This is a genomic window from Halocatena marina (assembly GCF_023276375.1).
GTDB lineage: Archaea > Halobacteriota > Halobacteria > Halobacteriales > Haloarculaceae > Halocatena > Halocatena marina.
On the sequence record NZ_JALLPK010000001.1, the window covers coordinates 728362 to 747973 of the forward strand.

Consider the following 19612-nt stretch of genomic DNA (forward strand, 5'->3'; position numbering starts at 1 on the left):
CTACCTCTGAATGATCTGTCCTATTTGATCGTTGTATGCTTTATGAATACGATTAAACATCAAAAATCTCCATTGGAATATCACAATTGTATTATTTAGGAAAGAGAAGGGGCGGATGAGCTTCATTCTGACGATTATTCGTTGAATGTGTGTCTGTTACACACAAGGAATTGTTATGATGATATCGTTGACCGATCGTGCGGGCTTTGTGGCCGCCGTGCGAGGAACAAGTATGCAGAACGTGGACGCCGCCGGTCTCGGTATTGGTGATTCGTATTCACCTCGGATCATGGGTGTGCTCAACGTCAGCGAGGAGTCGCCGTATGAGCCGAGTGTGTTCGACGAGCCGAGCGGGGCAGCCGCCTACGTCGATGAGCGTCTCATCGATCAGGGAGCGGATATCGTTGACATCGGTCTCGAATCGGCGAACAAGCGGTTTTCAGTACTTTCAGCCGACGAGGAGTTAAAGCGGCTCGACACCGCTATCGAAACCATCGCATCGGTGAGTGGTGACGCCGTTTTCTCCATCGAGACGCGCTATCACGAGGTTGCCGCTGCTGCTCTCGACGCAGGATTCGATATGGTGAACGACATCTGTGGCTTCGCCGATCCCGAAATGCCCCGTGTCTGTGAGGAGTACGATGCTCCCGTCGTCAAAATGGCGAGTCCACCGGATCTCGAACGGCCGGGAGCGGTCGAATCTCCCGAGGAGATTTACGAAGCATTGCAGATGAACGGCTTCACAGACAAGACTATCATCGATCCCGCATTTGGCGGATGGAGTGCCGAGAAGACGCTCGAAGACGACCGGGAGACGTTCGCTCGCCTCGAGGAGTTCCGTGGACTGGGTCGACCACTCCTCGTCTCGATCAATCGCAAGAACTTCCTCCGGGAGCTTGCCGGACGCTCGACCGACGACGCGCTCCCCGTTTCGCTTGCAGCCACGTCGATGGCGGTCGAGCGCGGTGCTCACGTCATCCGTACACACGACGTCGCCGAGACGCGCGATGCGGCCATCATTGGACGGGAGTTCTCCCAGTACCGACCGTCGGAAACACGCCTTGGTATCGAGGAACTCGACGACGTTTCTCAAGGGATTGAACGCCACTTCGAGCAAAGCGATGGCAGCCCCGACAGCTCGGTGATACGGACGTTCGAGCTGTCGGGTCTTTCGACTGTCGACCAGAGCTGTCTTTCGACGCTTGCCGCTGAGCACGGTGCGACTTTCATCCACGGCGAACGGGGGGTTCTCCTTGGCACAACCGAAGCGTTGTCGGCGCTCGCCGAGAACGGTGAGACGGGCGCTGTCAGTGAGAAAATGGATGACGATCACGCGTCGCTCGAACCAGTACTGGAAGCGATCGAAGAGCGGGTGAACGGAGGTCGGTAGCGTGGATTTCGCCGACTGGGAGCCAGTGTATACAGCAATTCTCGACGATTTTGGGTTCGACAGAGCTGGCGACGAGCGCGCCCGTGATCTGCTGGGGGACCTCACCACCGAATTCGATCTCTCTCGTCTCGTATTCACCGGTGGAACGGTCGCAGTCGTCGGTGGTGGTCCGTTGCCTTCGGAAGAACTCGCACGTGTTCACAGAGCAGACCGTGTCGTAGCCGTCGCTCACGCGGCCGAGATCTGCCGTCGTGAGGATATTCCAATCGATCTCGTGGTCACAGATCTCGATACAGACCCTGAACGAGCGGTGGTGCTGACTCAGGGAACGCCAGTTGCGGTTGCTGCTCACGGTGATAACATCCCTGCACTCGAAGCGTTTGTCCCGAAAATGACCCAGCGGAACGTGCTCGGGACAACACAAGCCAACCCGATCGGCCATCTGCTGAACGTGGGTGGGTTCACAGATGGTGATCGTGCTGCCTTCATCGCCGACCACTGTGGGGCGAAATCGTTGATCTTCCCCGGCTGGGACTTCGATGATCCCGACGTGAATCCCATCAAACGCCGAAAGCTCGCGTGGGCCGAACGGCTGCTCCGCTGGCTCGAACAGAGACGAAACGAACGCTTTGCAGTGCTCGATGGGCGACGCGCGGCCATCGATACGACTGTGATTCCCGATTGAGTCCAGCCTCGAAGCTATCCCTCTGAATTTGAATACGAGCGTCTCTATCGTCGGTCGCGCTCGCCGTGGACGAGAAACGCGAGTGCTCCACCGATGAGCCCGAGGTTCTTGATGAAATGGACCATCTGAGCTTCTTTTTGATCCTCGTCAACGGCCCAGAAATCGTGCATCGTCGGCGTGACACCAACAAGAAACGTCAACACCGAGATGGCGGCGAGTCTCGGGAGCCGCCAGAGCATGATTCCAACGCTGCCAAACAGGAGTGCACCGCTGACGAAGGGCACTGTCTGTTCGGGATTTGGCGCGTTGTTGCTCTCTGCGTACTCGATCTTCTCATCGAGATTGCGTAAGTTATCAATAGCCGAGAACGCGAGCACACTCCCGAACACCAGCCGAGCCAAAAGAAACACCCGTCCACATGGTCGCTCGTCAGTCGTTTCCTCGTCAGTCATCAGTCACTCACCTCCAAGACAGAGTGCATACCCAACGCTTCTCCCGCTAGCGTCTTAGTTCTTGATTGTTCCGTAATCATTCGATCTCCAAGCGTATGTAACGCGATTCTCCGACCCGTGACCCTTAATCGACTCGCACCACTATCAATGTTGATGACGGAGGGTAAGACCGTCGGCGGTGCGGACGCGTTTACACATCTCGGTGATGCGGTCCGGTCGGCGCTTTCTGAACGGGGATTTGCAACCCCGACTGAGCCACAGCGCCGGGCAATTCCGGTTCTGGCCACCGGGTCGAACGCGCTCATTGTCGCTCCCACCGGAACGGGTAAAACTGAGACCGCAATGCTACCGGTGTTCGACGCTGTCGCCGGGACAGACCGCCACGGCATCTCCGTGCTCTACATTACGCCGCTTCGAGCACTGAATCGGGATATGCGCGATCGACTCGAATGGTGGGGTGAGCAGTTGGACATCGATATCGACGTCCGTCACGGCGACACGACCCGATATCAGCGCACGAAACAGGCGGATGATCCGCCCGACGTTCTCGTCACGACACCAGAAACCGTTCAGGCGATGCTCACGGGCTCGAAGCTCAGACGAGCGCTGGAAGATGTCGAACACGTCGTCGTGGATGAAGTCCACGAGCTCGCAAACTCAAAGCGTGGTGCACAGCTCACCATCGGTCTCGAACGGCTTCGGGAACTCGCGGGATCGTTCCAGCGCATTGGTCTTTCGGCAACCGTCGGCGATCCCGAAGACGTTGGACGATTTCTCACGGGTGATCGAGGCTGTGACATCGTCGAAGTCGACGTCGGGAGCACGCTCGACATTCGCGTTCGTACCCCCGAAATCACGCCGGAAGACGAGCGATTAGCTGGCCGATTGATGACCGACGAAGAGACCGCCAGCCACATCCGTTTGATACGCGACCTCATCGACGAGCACGAATCGACGCTCGTCTTCGTCAACACCCGCCAGACCGCGGAAGCGCTCGGCTCCCGTTTCAAAGAACTGGATCTGAGTGTTGGTATCCACCACGGCTCGCTCTCGAAACCTGCCCGTATCGAGGTCGAAGACCGGTTCAAGGCCGGCGAGCTCGCTTCGCTCTTGTGCACTTCCTCGATGGAACTCGGCATCGATGTCGGTCGCATTGATCACGTCATTCAGTATTCGAGCCCGCGACAGGTCTCTCGCCTCCTCCAGCGCGTTGGACGAGCGGGTCACCGTCAGGACGTCCTGTCGTCGGGGACGATCATCACCACACTACCGGGAGATACGTTCGAAGCACTCGATATCGCAACGAAGGCAGTCGATGGAACAGTCGAACCGACGGAAATCCACGAGGGAAGTCTCGACACCGTCGCCAATCAGATCGCCGGGCTGTTGATGGGCACAGGTGAGATCGGAGCGATGCGTGCCTACGAGATCGTTACTCGGGCGTACCCGTTTCGCACACTCACTCAGGAGTCGTTTCGCGCTGTTGTCCGAGAGCTGTCGAACAACCGTCTCCTTTGGCTCGATGAGGATGCCGATCGTCTCGAAAAATCTGGCGGGACGTGGCAGTACTTCTACGACAATCTGTCGATGATTCCGGATGAGGCGACCTACGCTGTCGAGGACGTGGCGAGCGGGCGACAGATCGGAACGCTCGATGAACGGTTCGTCGTGAACTTTGCCGAACCGGGTGAGGTGTTCATCCAACGCGGTGAGATGTGGCGCATCGTCGAGGTCGATGACGGGGACGAGGAGGTCACAGTGACACCGATCGAAGATCCTGGTGGTGAGGTTCCTTCGTGGACTGGACAGGAGATTCCCGTTCCATTCGCGGTCGCACAGGGTGTCGGTTCGCTCCGCGCAACGGCCCGTCAGGCGTTCGACGATGGGGCCTCCCGAGCGACGGCCGCCCGCCAGCTCTGCGAGCGCTATCCGACCGACGAGCACACAGCACAGGAAGCGCTCGCACAGATCGAAAAGCACACGATGGCGATGCCCGATGCGGATCGGATCGTCGTCGAATCCTACGGCCGTGAGATCGTCATCAACGCCTGCTTCGGGCATATGATCAACGAAACGATCGGGCGGGTTATTTCGGCGCTCATCGGCCAGCAAACCGGATCCTCCGTTGGGCTCGAAACGGATCCATACCGCATCGCGTGTGAAGTCCCACGCGGAGTCACACCAACAGACGTGATCGAGGTGTTGGAGACAACCGTGCCAGAGCACGTCGAGGGAGTCATCGAACTGAGCCTGAAGCGTGCCGCTGTGTTGAAGTTTAAACTCGCACAGGTTGCGACGAAATTCGGGGCGTTGAAACGCTGGCACGGCTCCGGATCGTTCGGTCGGACGCGCCTGCTCGATGCGCTTGCGGATACGCCTGTCTACGACGAAGCCGTCCGCGAGGTGCTCTACGAGGAGCTTGCTGTCCCTGAAACGATTGACATCTTCCGGCAGATCCAGTCGGGCGGGATCGATATCGCTGTTGTCAGCGGACGAACCCCAATCGGAACCGGTGGTCGCTCTTCGGGACGCGAACTCCTTACGCCCGAGAACGCCGATGCAAGCGTCGTCCAGACCGTCAAAGAGCGCATCCGAGACGACCGGGTCATTCTCTTTTGTCTCCACTGCACGGAGTGGGAGCGGACCCAAACGGTGAAACGCGTCCCTGATCAACCCGAGTGCCCGAACTGCGGTTCGACCCAAATCGCTGCGCTCAATCCGTGGGACGACGACACGGTGAAAGCGGTGCGAGTCTCAGAAAAGGACGAAGAACAGGAGAAGATGACCCAACGCGCCTACCGCGCGGCGAATCTCGTTCAGAGCCACGGCAAGCGAGCGGTCATCGCGCTCGCTGCACGCGGCGTCGGCCCGCACAACGCAGCGCGGATCATCTCGAAACTCCGGGAGAATGAAGACGACTTCTATCGAGACATCCTTTCACAGGAACGACAGTACGCGCGAACGAAATCGTTCTGGGAGTAGTCTTGCCATATCTTCCACTGGAAAATCCCGGTATCCGACTTTTCACCCTGATCTGTGTGGGTCTCCGTGAACGAGCAAGTCGAGAATCAGTTCTCGGAACCGCTCTCCGTCCACCGATTCGACGACACGGGTGTTCGCGGGCAGGTCGGTGACGCCGTTCTCATCAACTAAGCTGTACCCCCGCGTCATCCCCTCTCGTTCGTCGACAGCAACTGGATACGTGTTTGTCTCGGTGATGATCGATGGATCGAGAAGTCCCGCGATGGTCAGCGAATCGGATTGCGTCGTTCCGTCGATTCCTTGCGTTTCGCGGGTGTGTTCGCACGCTGGCCGAGCGGTTTCGAGGAAGAAATCGGCGTACGGCGACTCCGATCGCGCTGCCTCTATCGGTTCGAATTCTTCGGTCCTGAGTGTCGCGTGTTCGAGACAGACACCCCAATCGACGAGCGTAACGTCGATTTCGGATAGCACTCGCGTTGCAGCGTCCGGATCGACCCAGAAGTTGAACTCGGCAGCCGGCGTCACGTTCCCGAGGCAGTTGCGCGCGCCTCCCATCACCCAGACGGAATCGAGTAACTCACCCAAATTGGGCTCGTGCTGGAGCGCCACCGCGACGTTCGTCAACGGACCGATACAGGCGAGTGTAATCTCACCGGGGTTCTCTCTTGCGGTTCGAACGATGTACTCGACTGCGTGTTCGTCGGCCGACGGAATCCCCGTCTCCGGAAAGAGGTCCCCACCGAGACCGCCCGTTCCGTGGACTTCTTCGGCCGTCTCGTGATCTTTTATGAGCGGTGACCGCGCGCCTTCGTAGACAGGTACGTCTTCTGCATCCGCCAGCGCGAGCGTGTACTTTGCGTTCTCGACCTCGTGTTCGAATTCAACGTTCCCGGCGACGACAGTCACTCCTTCGAGGACAGCGTGATCCGAACACACCGCGAGCAGCAGAGCTATCGTATCATCCCCGGCGGTGTCTGTATCGACAATTAAGCGGCGAGCGCTGTCACTGTCTGCTTTCACGTTCGCAGTTGTATTCGTCTCCATCTTTCTATCCTCTCTTGTTGGGGGCCACAACACAAGTATGTGCACGCTCTGATAGCATCCGAGAACGAACAACTATCATTCATTACTAGTGAACGAAATTATTTTATACGACTCTCGAATGCGATAGTATATGTGTGGTCGTCTCGCTGACGCTGCCCCCGATAGTGCCTTCGGACGCGTAGTAGTGGCCGTTCTGTCCGCATCGATTGGTGTTCCAGCAGCCATTGTTACGATCTTTGGACTGGGAAGTGAGATGTTTTTGCTAATTCCGATCGCCGTCGCGTGTGTAACTCTCTACGTTGCAGCTACCTACACGATGAGCGTTATCACGGACGCCGAACAGACCCCCGACACCGAACAACAATCCGAGAGCCAAGAGGCAGATTCTTCGACGGACCCTATCGCCACCCTCCGGATGCGATACGCTCGTGGTGAACTCACCGATCAGGAGTTCGAACATCGCCTCGAACGGCTGCTCGAAACCGAATCAAATTCGGAATCGGAATCGGAACGACAACCAGATCGCCTCGGAGAGCTCGTCTGATTCAGACTGTGTACCGCAAGTAGTTGATTTCTTCTCGCGTTAGTGTCCCCATCGGCTGCCTTCCTCGGTAAATCGAGCCTCGTAAATGCGCTCTCGTTGGTCGTCACTCAGAGAGACATCTGCTGCCCCGACGTTTTCATCGAGTTGATCGGTCGTTCGTGCCCCAATGATCGGGATGCACGTGAACGCTTCTTGGTCCATAAGCCAGCGGAGTGCGACCTGTGCTGGTGTTGCATCGACCTCCTGTGCGACGCTGCGGATCGCATCGAGAACGTGCCACCCGCGTTCAGAGGCGTAGTACTCTCCGAACTGCTCGTCGAAACTTCCGCGTGATCCGTCGGGTGCTTTCACGGCTTGTGGGTTATCCGGATCGGCGCGTTCGTACTTGCCGGTGAGAAAACCGCCAGCGAGCGGCGAGTACGGACAGACGGCCAGATCCTGATCAGCACACACGTCGAGGTAGTCGCCCACGTCTTCGTAGTATGCGGCGTGTGCGAGCGGCTGGGTAACCGAAAACGGCTCCCAGTCGTAAACATCGCTCTTCCAGAGAGCCTTCGTGAGCTGCCATGCGGCCATCGTGCTCGCCCCGAGATAGTGTACACGCCCGTCATCGACGAGACCGTTCAACGTAGAAAGCGTCTCTTCGATCGGCGTTTCCTCGTCCCAGCGATGGATGTAGTAGAGATCGAGATAGTCCGTTCCGAGGCGATCGAGCGTTCCGTCAATCTGATTGCGGATGTGGGTCCGCGAGAGCCCGCTTCCGTTCGGGTTGTCCGGATCAAACCCGAAGTAGACTTTCGAGGCGAGCACAAAATCCTCCCGGTCGCGCTCGTCGAGCCACTCACCGATGTACGATTCAGCGGTTCCGCTCGGCGTTCCGTACACGTTCGCCGTGTCAATGAAGTTCCCCCCACGCTCTGTGAACGCATCGAGCAGTTCGTGTGCCTCCTCACGACCCGTCTCGACGACACCGCCCGTCTCTCGACCGAATCGCCACGTGCCGAAACATAGCTCCGATACTGCTGTGCCCGTCGCTCCGAGCTGTCGGTATTCCATGGAGCAAAACTCGTTGACGGCCTCAAAGTATCTTCCGGCTGAACGTTTCTGTCAGGATCGGAGACTGTGAGGAATGTGGCTGTGTGGAATTGCAGTGCGTTGATCACTCAGCGCCAGCGCATCATCCGGACCACAGACCGGGACCGAGGAAACGCTGTCTGAGTGGTGTCAGAGTAGCGAATTCGAGATGGTTGTGTTCCTTGTTGCTCGGGTCCTCACTGAAAGTGTGTTTCTCTGAAATCATCTCTCGTCGGAAGCCATAGCAGATGGAGTTCAGTTCACGAGAGAACCGCTATTGCTCATCTGTGAGTTGGTTCTGTTCTCGTGCTTGCTCGAAATGCTGTGCGGTGATTCTGACCTCATCAGCGCGTTCGGTAGCTGCTTCTGGTCCGAGATCACCCGCAAACTCGCGGATAGCGAGCATGGACGCCTGTCGAACGAGTGCTTCGAGATCGGCACCAGAGTAGCCCTCGGTCTCGTCTGCGAGTGCTTCGAGGTCGACATCGTCACCGTAGGGCTTCCCTTCGCTGTGTACGTCAATGATCGCGCGGCGTGCTTTTTCGTCTGGAAGCGGGATTTCGACGTGTGATTCGAGACGGCCAGGTCGGAGCAACGCGGGATCGAGCGCCTCTCTCCGGTTCGTCGCAGCGAGTACCATCAGATTGGGGTTGTCGGTCATCCCATCGAGTTCGGTCAGGAGTTGGGAGACGACGCGCTCGGTCACTTCGTGGGTGTCGCCGCGACGACCAGCGAGCGCATCAATCTCGTCGAAGAAGACGATCGTCGGGGCGGTCTGTCTGGCGCGATCGAACACCTCTCGAATGGCTTTCTCCGATTCACCGACGTATTTATCGACGAGCTCTGGACCAGCCACGTGGATGAAATTCACGTCGCTCTCGCCAGCGAGTGCGCGCGCGAGCAACGTCTTCCCCGTCCCCGGTGGCCCATAGAGCAACACACCGGACGGCGGAGTGGTGTGCGTCGTCTCGAACAGCGCGTGGTATGTGAGTGGCCACTCGACCGCCTCACGGAGCGTCGCTTTCGCATCAGCGAGTCCCCCGACGTCATCGAACGTCGTACTTGGTGCTTCAACGACGTATTCGCGCATCGCGCTCGGTTCGACGGCAGCCATCGCAGTCTCCATATCTGCTCGGGTGACGACCATCGAATCGCTTTCATCCATTCGGTACCGACGGAGCGAGTTCATCGCTGCTTCAGTCGCGAGCGATCGGATGTCAGCCCCAACGAAGCCGTGCGTACGCGTGGCGATCCGATCGAGATCAACATCATCGGCGAGCGGCATCCCACGGGTGTGGACGTCAAGGATCTCTCGGCGTCCGGGCCCGTCGGGAACACCGATTTCGATCTCTCGGTCAAAGCGCCCTCCGCGGCGGAGCGCGGGATCAAGCGCGTCGACACGATTCGTCGCTCCGATGACGATTACTTCATCGCGCGTCCCGATTCCGTCCATCAACGTCAGCAACTGCGTTACGATGCGATTTTCCATGTCTGCATCGTCGTTGCGCGACCCACCGATGGAGTCGATCTCGTCCACGAAGACGATTGCTGGTGAATTGTGCGATGCGTCCTCGAACGTCTCACGCAGTCGTTCCTCTGAATCCCCTTTGTACTTCGAGACGATCTCTGGTCCCGAAATCGTCTCGAAATAGGCGTTGACTTCGTTGGCGACAGCCTTTGCGATGAGGGTTTTTCCCGTTCCTGGTGGCCCATGGAGGAGCACCCCTTTCGGTGGATCGACCCCCAACTGACGGAACAGTGCAGGATTGGAAAGCGGCAACTCGATCATCTCGCGTATCTGTTCGAGTTCGTCGTCCAGTCCACCGATATCCTCGTAGGTGATATCAAACTGAGAATCAGCGCTGCTGCTGGTAGACGATCCCGTCGATTGGGATGTCGAAGTACGAACTGTGTCTGGTGACGAAGACGAACCACCCCATCCCGTATCGATCGGATCTCCAGTTGTTCCGCTCGGAGTGTCGATCGTGACTGTCGTTTCGTCTGTGATTCTGACCGTCCCAGTCGGAGTCGTTTCGGCGACCGTTACCTGCACGCCGAACCGTTCGAGACGGATCTGTTCGCTTTCTTGGAGCGGGCGGTCGAGCAACTCGCGTTTGATAACTGATGTGACTTCATCCGACCGAACTGGTCGCGGAAGCGTGACCGTCACACTCCGTGCGTCTGCAACCTCGATCGGACGGACAGGTACCCGATCACCGATATTCAGATCTGCGTTTCGACGCGTATCGGCATCGATTCGAATAATATTCTCATCACCCCCCGGCCACACCTTTGCCACGGTCTGGCGGGGGCCGTCGAGAAGAACCGTCTCACCGCTGAGAACACCGAGTGCGCGACACGTCGCACCAGCGAGACGAGCGATACCTCGCCCGGCGTCTCGCTTCTCGGCACCCTGAACGGTCAGTTCAATTTCTCGTTCCATGACTGGACTAAGGGGTACCCCCCCTTGAGGCCACTGTCCGGCTCTGACGAATTCCCTCGATACCTGCTGGGAGTAACTCCTTTATCGGGTGAGACCAATATGAACATATGGTCACACAGGTCGAGCGTGATAATGTAACATGGCATACGTGCGAGACCTGCGGTCTCATGTTTGATGACAAAGACGATGCGAAAGAACACGAAAAACGCTGCGATGAGGAATCTCCGAGCTATATCCAGTGAGTGTAACACTCTTTTCGTTTAATTCAATCCGATCTCACCGACTGCCTCAGTTCCGTATTGTGACTGGTGGCTGGTGAGAGTCGAGAGTCGAACGACGATCGATCGACGGCTTGCTACCCCGGTTTGACGCTCAATGTCCAACGAAACGGGGATGATTGCTGAGGTGTTGTGGAAGATACCGGTTTCTGTCCGGGAGTTCATGAATGTCCGCTCGAACGGTGTTCCGTAGCTCATCGAGCGTCATAGTTCGCTCTTCGTCTTGCGAACGGATGTTGACACCGTACTCCTCACTCGACTGTTCTCGGTCGCCGACAACAGCGTAGTAGGGAACCCAGTCGGTTTCTGCGCGTGCGATTCTCTTTCCAACGGATTCGTGGCGGTCGTCTACATCCGCGCGAATCGTCGCCTCGCCCAGCCTATCGACGAGTTCGTCACAATGCTGTACGTGTTCGTCGCTTACCGGAATAAAGCGGACCTGCGTGGGCGAGAGCCACGTCGGGAGGCGTGGCGTCTCCATCGTTGCAGTCTTCTCTAGAAGTGCAGCCATTACGCGCTCAATTCCCCCTGATGGTGAGTAATGGAGAATCGGTGGATGGTGCGTTTTTGCTCCGTCAGTGTACTCGATATCGAACCGCTCTGCGCTTTCGACATCGATCTGCACCGTTGGATTCTCGATTGGCCGTCCCAGACCGTCGATCGCTGCGAAATCTATTTTGGCAGACCAGTAGTGATGACGCTCGGGCAGAAGCTCTACGAGGACGGGTTTATCGAGTTCGCTGACGACGGTTTTCACCCAGCGTTCGTTGTCTTCGTAGAACGCTTTCGTCATGCGGAATGCGGCTTCGTAGTTTAGTCCGAGATCTACCCCCGTCTGCAAGGCGAGCTTCGCTTGTCGGAGCAGTTCTTCGCGGGCCTGATCTGCGTCCCGGGCAGCGGTGTGCATATCTGGCATCGTGAACGCGCGCTGGCGTTTCAGGCCAGACACCTCGCCGCGCTGTTCCCGACGGAAGGAGTAGGTGCTCATCTCGTAGATCCGAAGCGGAAGATCGTTGATCGAGATATGCATGTCTCGCATGATCGAAAACTGTCCGAAGCAGGCGGCAAACCGGAGCATCATCCGCCTGTCACCGCTCTCGAAGCGGTACTGTCGTTCGCCGAATTGCTCCGCATGCTCTCGGATCGGTCGCGCTCCGAGATCGTACATGATAGGCGTCTCGACTGGCATTCCACCGTCGTCGACGACGAGATCACTGACGTATCGCATCAGCTGATCTCGGATCAGTTTCCCGCGCGGATAGTATCGGAGATTCCCGACATCAGAGAGGTCATCGTAGTCTACGAATCCCTTCTCGCGCATGATTCGAAGATGAGGTGGCTCTTCGCCCTTACTAGCAACCTTGTCTTCGACCTCACTTTCGATGAATGCCCGCATGTCATCGCCCAGATCGGCTTTCGACGCGATTGGATCGTGGAGGCTGCCGTCTGGGTTCATGAGCCTCCAGTCGCTCGGTTGCCGCTCGTTGCTCTCTTGCTCCTCTCGGTGGCCACTCACGTGCCGGGATAGCTCCGAGAGCGGGTGACCCTTACAGGAGAGCTCGAAGGACTTGTACCAGCCAAAGGGCGCACGAAGCACATCAAACTCCTCAGCAAGTGCCGCTTCCAACCGTTGGAGTACATCGGTGGCTACCTTGGGAGCTGCGAGATCTTCGCTTAAATGTGCGTATGGATAGAGGACGATTCGATTCGTGCCAAGCTGTGCTGCGACGTCTCGGAGTTCGTCAGTCGCGTTCTCGACAGTTCCAGCAACGCTCTTGCTGTCATCGCGTTCGACCGAAATGAACGCGGTCACACACTCTTCCATTTTCCCGTCGTGTGGGACGCCGTTCGTCTCGGCTATGTCACCGATCGCTTCCGTGGTCTCGAATTCGAGATGATCCGAATGGATGAATAATAATTTCATTGCCTAAACTCATTTATTTCTGGTATTTCCGGTATAAACCGTAGCGTTGCCACTCTCTCGGTAGTGTATTGTACAAACATGGATTTCTCTCCGTGATTAGTAACAGACAAACGAGCCAGCTAGGTGTAATAATAGTGATGGGCTTACGCCCGGCGTGTAAAGCACTCACCCACTAGCATCGATTCTCACTACCAACAACGGCTATTTAAACATATTGCCGACACTGTGTCAGATATCTCTTCGCTGCTTTGGGATGGGGCTCTTTCTATTCTATCATATATCGGATGTGTGTGTCGATTTGCGGTAGACTCGCGCCTGTCTTGTATTGGCAGATCATGGTGGGATAAAAGCGCAACCGTTATACACGAATCCCTCCGAGTAGTGGTTACACGCTGGACGTGTGCTCCGGTAGTGTAGTCCGGCCAATCATATTGCCCTCTCGCCTGCGTTCGCTTTCGGGCGTCGTGGGGAGTCAGGCGATGACCGGGGTTCAAATCCCCGCCGGAGCATCCTATCTTCTCAATGGTTTTCGTGTTCAGTGATTTCTGTTGTCCACGAAATTTATGATTTCAATGATCATTCGAGCCGCTTCTCTCGTTACTGAGTCATCTCTCTTCTTCGAATCTCCGTTCACGAGTAAACTGTGCGAAGAACTCCTCCATGAAACTCCACCGAGACCTTCCAAGACGACGTCCAGGAGGTGTATACAACAGCTCAAGACGCTCCGTTGCCCACTCTTCGAGAAGAGTGATATCTGGTAGGTCCGATGTCGCCATTCCAGAATCTGATGCGTTATCGATTACGGCGTATCTTTCGCCTGCTCTCCCAGATCTCTCACCGATAATACAGGAGAGACGAATGATGCCGCGTGCGCCAGTCGCTTCCAACTTGTCTGCGTCAAAAAGCAATTTAGCCTCGGGCGTCTCCGGTTCTGGGGAGCTAGCCCGAATACTGTGTGTCCGGAGACAGTGTTTGATCGCATCAATTTGGTCAGATGGTATCCCTTCGGCTTCGAGGAGATCGTCTGCTTTTCTAGCTGCCCATTTGCCGTGATGTTCGATCTCTCCGAGTCGCTCTCGTGGCCGACCAATATCGTGCAACCAAGACGCTGCAGAAAGAACTGCTCTGTCGACAGTGTTCTCATACTCCTTCGATAAGTTAATTGACAAATCCCGAACTCGCTTGGCATGGAAATGATCGTGCGCTGGGAGGGCATCTTCATAATACGGCAACGACAACGTTCGAGCAAGCGGACCTAATTCCTGCTTCATAGAGTGTGTATAAAGAATGGTCTCAGATGAGTTAGTGATTGTGAAATCCCACGTAACAGTGTAAACGAGCGCGCTGTCCGGTGGATATTCTTTGAGAGAATCCCACTCTATCTCTTATTTCGCTGTTCTACTTTGTTCAGTTCGATGAGGAGTCGGAATACCGCTTTCACGAGGTTGGCATCGACATCAAAGCAAGCTGCATTCTCGCCCGCGCGAGCCATCACTCGTTCCTCCTGCGTTTCGTCAGTCGTCGGAAGTTCTTTTTCGCGTTTGACTGTCGCGATCGTCTCTGCGACGTACGTTCGCTGAGCGATGAGTTCGACGATCTCTCGATCGATCGATTCGATCTCCTCGCGCAGCTCCGCGAGGTTCATCCCCTCTGTGCTCCGTCGGTTTGTGTTGTTGTCATCCATATGTTTCCCTCGTATGTTTGCCATATCTCTCGTACTCGTTCGAGCGCTGCTCGATCACCGATGGCAGTGAAACTCGGCCCTGTTCCGGAGAGTGAGACGCCATCTGCGTGCGACATCGCGGTCACAAGTGGATCGGTCGGGAACTGAAGCGCTGCACAGAACGCCAACCCGTTGACAGTCATCGCACGACCGTACTCCCCAGCCATCGCAAGATCTGCTACGAGATCAGCCATCGGCCCGATCTGCTCACAGCGGGCCACGTCCGCATCCGCGCTGAACGCCTGCTCGTTCGGCGTCCACACGAGCACGTCCCATTCGACTGCCTCGTGTTTCAAGAGTTCATCACGAGCGTTGTCCGTGATCGTTAGTCCGCCGAGCATACTCGCACTGGCGTCATCGAACGCCCCCGTAACCGTGACACCGACATCACGAGCGGCTTGTACTCCGATCCGAGCAGCGTCTTCCCGTGGGTACGTCACGTCGAGCGCATCGAGCGTCGCCAGAACCGTCGCGTTGGCGGCGGCGCTCGAACTCTTCAATCCCGCAGCCATCGGAATATCGCCAGTCGTTCGGACCGTTCCACCTTCGTCGTCTCCGAACCGTTCGACGATCAGTTCGACACACCGTTCGATGAGGCGCGTATCGGCGTCGGTCGTGTCCGCTACTTCACCCGTTATCGGACCGTCATTCGTCAGTTCGACGGTTGCAGTCAGCTCACTATCGATGGCGAATGCCGATCCGGTTTCATTCGCGAGGGCGTTCAGAACAGTACCCGCTGCAGGGGCGGTCGCTCGACCATTCACAGTTGTCTCTGTCACGGTGTGTACTTACCGCTGATGGTCGTGGCAGAGGTCACTGCGTGGCGCTCTTATAGCTGTCTCGAATAGGTTCCGTATGAGCATGCGCAGCGAGATCTCCCCGGATACCCTCCGTGTGGAGCTCGACCCCGATGGAATTGATGTTGAGTACACCGACGGAAGAAGCGTTTTCTACCATGGCATCCCACAGAAAACGACGGGATCGATTACCACTCCTCCCGGAAAACAAGTGCACGTTCTCATCACCGATCCAACAGAGGCAGAAGGCGCGATGATCTACGTTAACGACCGCAAAACCGACGACGAAATCCTTCGTAGTACCGGCGTCGGACGCGTGTTTCTCGCTAGTGACGAAGAAACGTCCATCTTCCCCGGTGTGACCGTCCACGAAGAGGGATACGCTGTCCGGGTCGAAGCCGACACAGAAGCAGCTCGTGGGCGTGTGTTCGTCTTTGCAGAAGACGAGCTGTCCGAACACTCGTGGGAGATCGTCAACGATAACGAGTAATTCACCACAGAGGTCAGCGATCGAAATAGCTGTATCGGGAACGAAATTGATCTCCAACCACGGACTCAGGACATCCCGTGACTCGGTTCTGAGAAAACACATCCGAGAGCGGCAAGGGTGTCCGTCTTCGTCATCACCATCCTATCGACTCGGGTAGTGCGGCTGATGACAAACGACCTTTTCACACCACTGAAACTGCGTGAAACGCGCCTTCGGAACCGCGTCATGGTGTCACCAATGTGTCAGTATTCGTGTGAAAACAGAGATGGAATCGCAACTGACTGGCACCTCGTCCATTTGGGAAGTCGTGCTGTCGGTGGTGCAGGGATCGTTATGACCGAGGCGACGGCAGTAGCGCCTCGGGGGCGGATCTCTCCACAGGATCTCGGAATATGGGATACTGAGCACGCCGAAGCGCTCGCACCGACTGCGTCGTTCATCCGCGAGCAGGGAAGCTGTCCCGCGATTCAACTCGCACACGCGGGACGGAAAGCGTCGAAGAGCCGTCCGTGGGATGGCAGTAAGCCACTCAGAGGCGACGAGGGCTGGGAAGTGCTCGCTCCAAGTTCCATTCCGTGGCCGTACGACGGCGACGCACCGCCGACCCGATCGATGACGCAGGACGATATCGATCGCGTCATCGATTCGTTCGTGGCAGCTGCAGAGAACGCACTCGCTGCCGGATTCGAAATTTGTGAAATCCACGCTGCACACGGATATCTCCTCCACGAATTCCTCTCTCCCGTGACAAACCAACGGACGGACGACTACGGCGGCAGCTTCGAGAACCGCAGTCGCATTGTCCGAGAAGTCACTGCTGCCGTGCGTTCGGTCTGGCCCGATGATCGTCCGCTCTTCGTGCGCATCTCAGCAACTGACTGGTTACCCGAACGCGATGCGTGGACCGTCGATCAGTCGGTCCGTCTCGCCGATCACCTCGCTGCAAGTGGCGCTGATCTAATCGATGTGAGTGGCGGAGGCATTCATCCCGACCAACAGCTTCCGAGTACTGGCCCAGGGTATCAGATCCCGTACGCCGAACAGATCAGCGAGGAGACGACTGAAGACGTCGCGGTCGGTGCTGTCGGTGCAATCACGGAACCAGCACACGCCGATGCACTCATCCGCACCGGACAGGCCGATCTCGCTATCATCGGACGAGAACACCTCCGCGATCCGTCTTTCACGAACAACGCTGCTTCGAAACTCGGTGTTGATCGCGTCGAACTACCGCCACAGTACCGCCGAGCCTACCCCGAAATTAACACTCGGACGGAGTAACACGTTCGTAACGGCATAACAGTGGATCAGCCACGAGAGACAGTAGGCAAGAGACTACAGACAGGAGACGTTTTAGGGATCGGGCGAGCAGTAGGCGATACTATCGTATGCACGTTCTCGTCAACGCCGCCATGAGCGCGGATGGAAAACTCGCTTCGTATCGCCGCGAGCAGCTCCGTATCAGCGGTGAGATGGACTTCGACCGCGTGGATCGGAGACGGGCAGAATCCGATGCAATCATGGTCGGTGTCGGGACCGTGCTGGCTGATGATCCATCGCTCACTCGCTTCGATCGCAATCACCGTGATGCGGTTGGTGGCACTGGTGTGCCGGCCCGGATCGTTGCTGATTCACAGGGGCGGACGCCCCTCGATGCGGCGCTTTTCGACGGGAGTGCGCCGACGTACGTCCTCACCACCGAAGCAGCATCGTCCGACCGCCTCGAACAGCTCGAGAAGGCGGGAGCAACAGTCGTTGTTGCGGGAAAGGAACGGGTCGATCTCACCGCTGCGCTCTCCGAACTCGAACGCGATGGCATCGAAACGCTGTTCGTCGAAGGCGGCGGCGAACTGATCTTCTCGCTGTTCGAGGCGGATCTCGTCGATGAACTCTCCGTTTACATTGGGTCGCTTCTCATTGGGGGCCGCGATGCCCCAACCCTCGCCGACGGCGAAGGATTCGTTGATGAGTTCTCGAATCTCATCCTCATCGGTGTCGAACGACTCGACGACGGTGTCTTTCTCCAGTGGAGTGTCGAATAACCGACCGCTCTTTACGAACAGAACCTCTGCCAACAGTCGCTGAGAACAGTCATCGCTGTCACGATCGTCTCGCGTGACTGAAATGAAGGGCCGTTAGTGATCGTGCCCGGTCGCAGCACCGAACGTCACGCCGAAACGATCTTCGAACAGGTCCATCATTTCGTCTTCGACCGAGGCGAGTTCGTCGCTCATTTCACCCTCGCCGTGGTGAACGATCGCGTGGATGCGCTCGGCACAAGAGAGAATAACAATGTCACTGACGACTTCAGCTGACGACTCATCGTTTTCCGAGAGTATCTTGAGCAGTGGTTCGGGAAGCAAAACCTCATCGGCCCCGTCTGGTCCTTCAATCGAGATGACAACACTATCAGTTTCTGTCGTCATACACATCCTTCGGACGACGACCACTAACCTCTGTTGGGTGGGCGATCTGACGGAGGACTGAACTCTATGATGGATTTTGGGGGTGATCGTGTAAGTGACAATGGGCGTGGAGCGCTGCCACGTCGGGAGAGATAGTGATTTTGGTTAGTCGTCAGATTCGGCTGGTGCTGGCGTTGTTTTAGTTGCCTTGCGGGGGTGTTGGTCGAGGAACTCATCAGCGTCGAGTGCAGCTTTCACTCCCATTCCGCCCGCGGTAGCGGCCTGTTGATAGTGGAAATCGACCACATCACCCGCGCCGAAGATACCATCGACATCGGTTCTGGTCTGTCCACCGTCCCGCCCACCTCGTGTCCGGAGGTAGCCGCTTTCGTCCATCTCGACGTCAGTCCCTTCGAGGTAGTCTGTGTTCGGTGTGTGGCCAATGGCGAGAAAGACGGCTCCGACGTCGAAATCGAACGACTCGGTGTTCGGGTCATCGAGTTTTTCGGACGGATAGCCCGAATCGTTGCGAGCGAGCGTGACGTGCGAAACACCCTCCGCTTGTGTTCCGTGGATCTCGGTCAGTTCCGTGTTGCGCATGATCTCGATCTCGCCAGCATCACTCTTTTCCTGAATTCTGTCGATCCAGTACTGTTCGGCGCGGAACTCCTCGCGTCGGTGAGCGAGATAAACCTTTGAGGCGAACTTCGTGAGAAAGGCTGCCTCCTCCATCGCGGCGTCTCCTCCCCCGACGACGAGCATCTCCTCATCGCGGAAAAACGCACCATCACACGTGGCACAGGTCGAGACGCCGTAGCCCATCAATTCGTCTTCGCCAGGGACGCCAAGCGTGCGCGCGCTTGCTCCCGAAGCAGCGATGACCGCATCAGCGGTGTAAACCGTTCCGTCTCTGCATTCGACTTCAAACGGACGCGAGCGGTCGTCGATATTCGTGACGATGCCGTGCTCAATTTCAGCTCCGAAACGAGTTGCCTGCTCTTTCATTCGCTGGACAAGATCTGGACCACTGATTCCCTCTGGAAAGCCCGGATAGTTGGCGACATCGGTGGTGAGTGTGAGCTGTCCCCCTGGCTCGTCACCCTCGATTACGAGCGGCTCATTGTTGGCCCGTCCGGCATAGATCGCGGCAGAGAGCCCTGCGATCCCTGTTCCTGTAATAATGAGTCGTCGATGAGTGCCATTGTTCATCGTTGGTTGATGTAATCGGGAGCGGTGTTTGTAGCTTGCGCCTACGGATATTGCAGGAGAATCGAGAGTGTCTCATCTCATTGATACGCCCTCTTCTTCCCTTGAACAACCATTCGAGCGGGACGTCCCGCTGTTTTTGGATGGCGTGTCTGGCGAAATCAATGTGCTTGCT

General features: G+C 57.0%; 18 protein-coding genes and 1 tRNA gene. 9 read left to right on the plus strand and 10 right to left on the minus strand.

Annotated features, from left to right (window positions below; all coding sequences use genetic code 11):
- The first annotated feature begins 232 nt into the window (after nucleotides 1-232).
- Together folP and MW898_RS03560 are read left to right on the plus strand one after the other, a co-directional pair.
- On the plus strand, nucleotides 233-1390 hold the full coding sequence (gene folP, locus MW898_RS03555) for a dihydropteroate synthase (RefSeq protein ID WP_248904609.1): 1158 nt from the start codon (nucleotides 233-235) through the stop codon (nucleotides 1388-1390).
- Nucleotide 1391: 1 nt separating this feature from the next.
- Nucleotides 1392-2075 (plus strand): 6-hydroxymethylpterin diphosphokinase MptE-like protein, encoded by a 684-nt coding sequence (locus tag MW898_RS03560; RefSeq protein ID WP_248904610.1) that lies wholly within the window; start codon nucleotides 1392-1394, stop codon nucleotides 2073-2075.
- Between the two features lie 44 nt (nucleotides 2076-2119).
- Here the strand turns inward: MW898_RS03560 and MW898_RS03565 are convergent, their stop codons facing one another.
- Complete coding sequence (locus tag MW898_RS03565) at nucleotides 2120-2527, minus strand: DoxX family protein (protein ID WP_248904611.1); 408 nt, start codon at nucleotides 2525-2527, stop codon at nucleotides 2120-2122.
- A 153-nt stretch (nucleotides 2528-2680) separates the two neighbouring features.
- On the opposite strand from MW898_RS03565, the gene MW898_RS03570 reads away from it, so the two are divergent.
- Complete coding sequence (locus tag MW898_RS03570) at nucleotides 2681-5509, plus strand: DEAD/DEAH box helicase (RefSeq protein WP_248904612.1); 2829 nt, start codon at nucleotides 2681-2683, stop codon at nucleotides 5507-5509.
- Between the two features lie 42 nt (nucleotides 5510-5551).
- On the opposite strand, the gene MW898_RS03575 is transcribed toward MW898_RS03570, so the two are convergent.
- Nucleotides 5552-6553: a nucleoside hydrolase gene (locus tag MW898_RS03575; RefSeq protein WP_248904613.1), complete on the minus strand. Its 1002-nt coding sequence runs from the start codon at nucleotides 6551-6553 to the stop codon at nucleotides 5552-5554.
- Nucleotides 6554-6683: 130 nt separating this feature from the next.
- Between MW898_RS03575 and MW898_RS03580 the strand changes: the two genes are divergently transcribed.
- A complete protein-coding gene (locus MW898_RS03580; RefSeq protein ID WP_248904614.1) occupies nucleotides 6684-7097 on the plus strand; it encodes an SHOCT domain-containing protein in 414 nt (137 codons plus the stop codon).
- A 39-nt stretch (nucleotides 7098-7136) separates the two neighbouring features.
- Here the strand turns inward: MW898_RS03580 and MW898_RS03585 are convergent, their stop codons facing one another.
- Both MW898_RS03585 and MW898_RS03590 read right to left on the minus strand, forming a co-directional pair.
- Nucleotides 7137-8153, minus strand: coding sequence for an aldo/keto reductase (locus tag MW898_RS03585; RefSeq protein ID WP_248904615.1), 1017 nt, complete (start codon nucleotides 8151-8153; stop codon nucleotides 7137-7139).
- 292 nt (nucleotides 8154-8445) lie between these two features.
- Nucleotides 8446-10614: an AAA family ATPase gene (locus tag MW898_RS03590; protein WP_248904616.1), complete on the minus strand. Its 2169-nt coding sequence runs from the start codon at nucleotides 10612-10614 to the stop codon at nucleotides 8446-8448.
- 107 nt (nucleotides 10615-10721) lie between these two features.
- Between MW898_RS03590 and MW898_RS26485 the strand changes: the two genes are divergently transcribed.
- The gene (locus MW898_RS26485; protein ID WP_390204529.1) at nucleotides 10722-10856 is read left to right on the plus strand and encodes a DUF7128 family protein; all 135 of its coding nucleotides are present in this window, start codon (nucleotides 10722-10724) and stop codon (nucleotides 10854-10856) included.
- A 130-nt stretch (nucleotides 10857-10986) separates the two neighbouring features.
- Here the strand turns inward: MW898_RS26485 and MW898_RS03595 are convergent, their stop codons facing one another.
- A complete protein-coding gene (locus tag MW898_RS03595; protein ID WP_248904617.1) occupies nucleotides 10987-12816 on the minus strand; it encodes a threonine--tRNA ligase in 1830 nt (609 codons plus the stop codon).
- Between the two features lie 402 nt (nucleotides 12817-13218).
- Here MW898_RS03595 and MW898_RS03600 point away from each other — a divergent pair.
- Nucleotides 13219-13325, plus strand: a tRNA-Glu gene (locus MW898_RS03600).
- Between the two features lie 96 nt (nucleotides 13326-13421).
- On the opposite strand, the gene MW898_RS03605 is transcribed toward MW898_RS03600, so the two are convergent.
- The 3 genes from MW898_RS03605 to MW898_RS03615 form a co-directional block, all read right to left on the minus strand.
- Nucleotides 13422-14087, minus strand: a complete 666-nt coding sequence (locus tag MW898_RS03605) for an HD domain-containing protein (RefSeq protein WP_248904619.1) — start codon at nucleotides 14085-14087, stop codon at nucleotides 13422-13424.
- 107 nt (nucleotides 14088-14194) lie between these two features.
- Nucleotides 14195-14500, minus strand: a complete 306-nt coding sequence (locus tag MW898_RS03610) for a chorismate mutase (RefSeq protein WP_368409120.1) — start codon at nucleotides 14498-14500, stop codon at nucleotides 14195-14197.
- Nucleotides 14458-15303, minus strand: coding sequence for a shikimate kinase (locus tag MW898_RS03615; RefSeq protein WP_248909707.1), 846 nt, complete (start codon nucleotides 15301-15303; stop codon nucleotides 14458-14460). Before MW898_RS03615 ends, MW898_RS03610 begins: the two co-directional genes overlap by 43 nt.
- Nucleotides 15304-15394: 91 nt before the next feature.
- Between MW898_RS03615 and MW898_RS03620 the strand changes: the two genes are divergently transcribed.
- From MW898_RS03620 to MW898_RS03630, 3 genes are all read left to right on the plus strand, one after another.
- The gene (locus MW898_RS03620) at nucleotides 15395-15826 is read left to right on the plus strand and encodes a DUF5796 family protein (protein ID WP_248904621.1); all 432 of its coding nucleotides are present in this window, start codon (nucleotides 15395-15397) and stop codon (nucleotides 15824-15826) included.
- Nucleotides 15827-15991: 165 nt separating this feature from the next.
- Complete coding sequence (locus MW898_RS03625) at nucleotides 15992-17107, plus strand: NADH:flavin oxidoreductase/NADH oxidase (protein WP_248904623.1); 1116 nt, start codon at nucleotides 15992-15994, stop codon at nucleotides 17105-17107.
- 107 nt (nucleotides 17108-17214) lie between these two features.
- On the plus strand, nucleotides 17215-17868 hold the full coding sequence (locus tag MW898_RS03630) for a 2,5-diamino-6-(ribosylamino)-4(3H)-pyrimidinone 5'-phosphate reductase (protein WP_248904626.1): 654 nt from the start codon (nucleotides 17215-17217) through the stop codon (nucleotides 17866-17868).
- Between the two features lie 93 nt (nucleotides 17869-17961).
- Here MW898_RS03630 and MW898_RS03635 read toward each other — a convergent pair whose 3' ends face one another.
- Both MW898_RS03635 and MW898_RS03640 read right to left on the minus strand, forming a co-directional pair.
- A complete protein-coding gene (locus MW898_RS03635; protein WP_248904627.1) occupies nucleotides 17962-18252 on the minus strand; it encodes a DUF7545 family protein in 291 nt (96 codons plus the stop codon).
- 144 nt (nucleotides 18253-18396) lie between these two features.
- Complete coding sequence (locus tag MW898_RS03640; protein WP_248904630.1) at nucleotides 18397-19440, minus strand: NAD(P)/FAD-dependent oxidoreductase; 1044 nt, start codon at nucleotides 19438-19440, stop codon at nucleotides 18397-18399.
- Nucleotides 19441-19612 lie beyond the last annotated feature (172 nt).

Excerpts from the sequence above, each read along its gene's own strand:
- MW898_RS03605 (WP_248904619.1), bottom strand. The coding sequence starts at position 14,087 with ATGAAGCAGGAATTAGGTCCGCTTGCTCGAACGTTGTCGTTGCCGTAT.
- MW898_RS03590 (WP_248904616.1), bottom strand. The coding sequence starts at position 10,614 with ATGGAACGAGAAATTGAACTGACCGTTCAGGGTGCCGAGAAGCGAGAC.
- MW898_RS03570 (WP_248904612.1), top strand. The coding sequence starts at position 2,681 with ATGACGGAGGGTAAGACCGTCGGCGGTGCGGACGCGTTTACACATCTC.
- MW898_RS03595 (WP_248904617.1), bottom strand. The coding sequence starts at position 12,816 with ATGAAATTATTATTCATCCATTCGGATCATCTCGAATTCGAGACCACG.
- MW898_RS03620 (WP_248904621.1), top strand. The coding sequence starts at position 15,395 with ATGAGCATGCGCAGCGAGATCTCCCCGGATACCCTCCGTGTGGAGCTC.
- MW898_RS03625 (WP_248904623.1), top strand. The coding sequence starts at position 15,992 with ATGACAAACGACCTTTTCACACCACTGAAACTGCGTGAAACGCGCCTT.
- MW898_RS03565 (WP_248904611.1), bottom strand. The coding sequence starts at position 2,527 with ATGACTGACGAGGAAACGACTGACGAGCGACCATGTGGACGGGTGTTT.
- MW898_RS03610 (WP_368409120.1), bottom strand. The coding sequence starts at position 14,500 with ATGGATGACAACAACACAAACCGACGGAGCACAGAGGGGATGAACCTC.
- MW898_RS03585 (WP_248904615.1), bottom strand. The coding sequence starts at position 8,153 with ATGGAATACCGACAGCTCGGAGCGACGGGCACAGCAGTATCGGAGCTA.
- MW898_RS03630 (WP_248904626.1), top strand. The coding sequence starts at position 17,215 with ATGCACGTTCTCGTCAACGCCGCCATGAGCGCGGATGGAAAACTCGCT.
- MW898_RS03575 (WP_248904613.1), bottom strand. The coding sequence starts at position 6,553 with ATGGAGACGAATACAACTGCGAACGTGAAAGCAGACAGTGACAGCGCT.
- folP (WP_248904609.1), top strand. The coding sequence starts at position 233 with ATGCAGAACGTGGACGCCGCCGGTCTCGGTATTGGTGATTCGTATTCA.
- MW898_RS26485 (WP_390204529.1), top strand. The coding sequence starts at position 10,722 with ATGGTCACACAGGTCGAGCGTGATAATGTAACATGGCATACGTGCGAG.
- MW898_RS03640 (WP_248904630.1), bottom strand. The coding sequence starts at position 19,440 with ATGAACAATGGCACTCATCGACGACTCATTATTACAGGAACAGGGATC.
- MW898_RS03635 (WP_248904627.1), bottom strand. The coding sequence starts at position 18,252 with ATGACGACAGAAACTGATAGTGTTGTCATCTCGATTGAAGGACCAGAC.
- MW898_RS03580 (WP_248904614.1), top strand. The coding sequence starts at position 6,684 with ATGTGTGGTCGTCTCGCTGACGCTGCCCCCGATAGTGCCTTCGGACGC.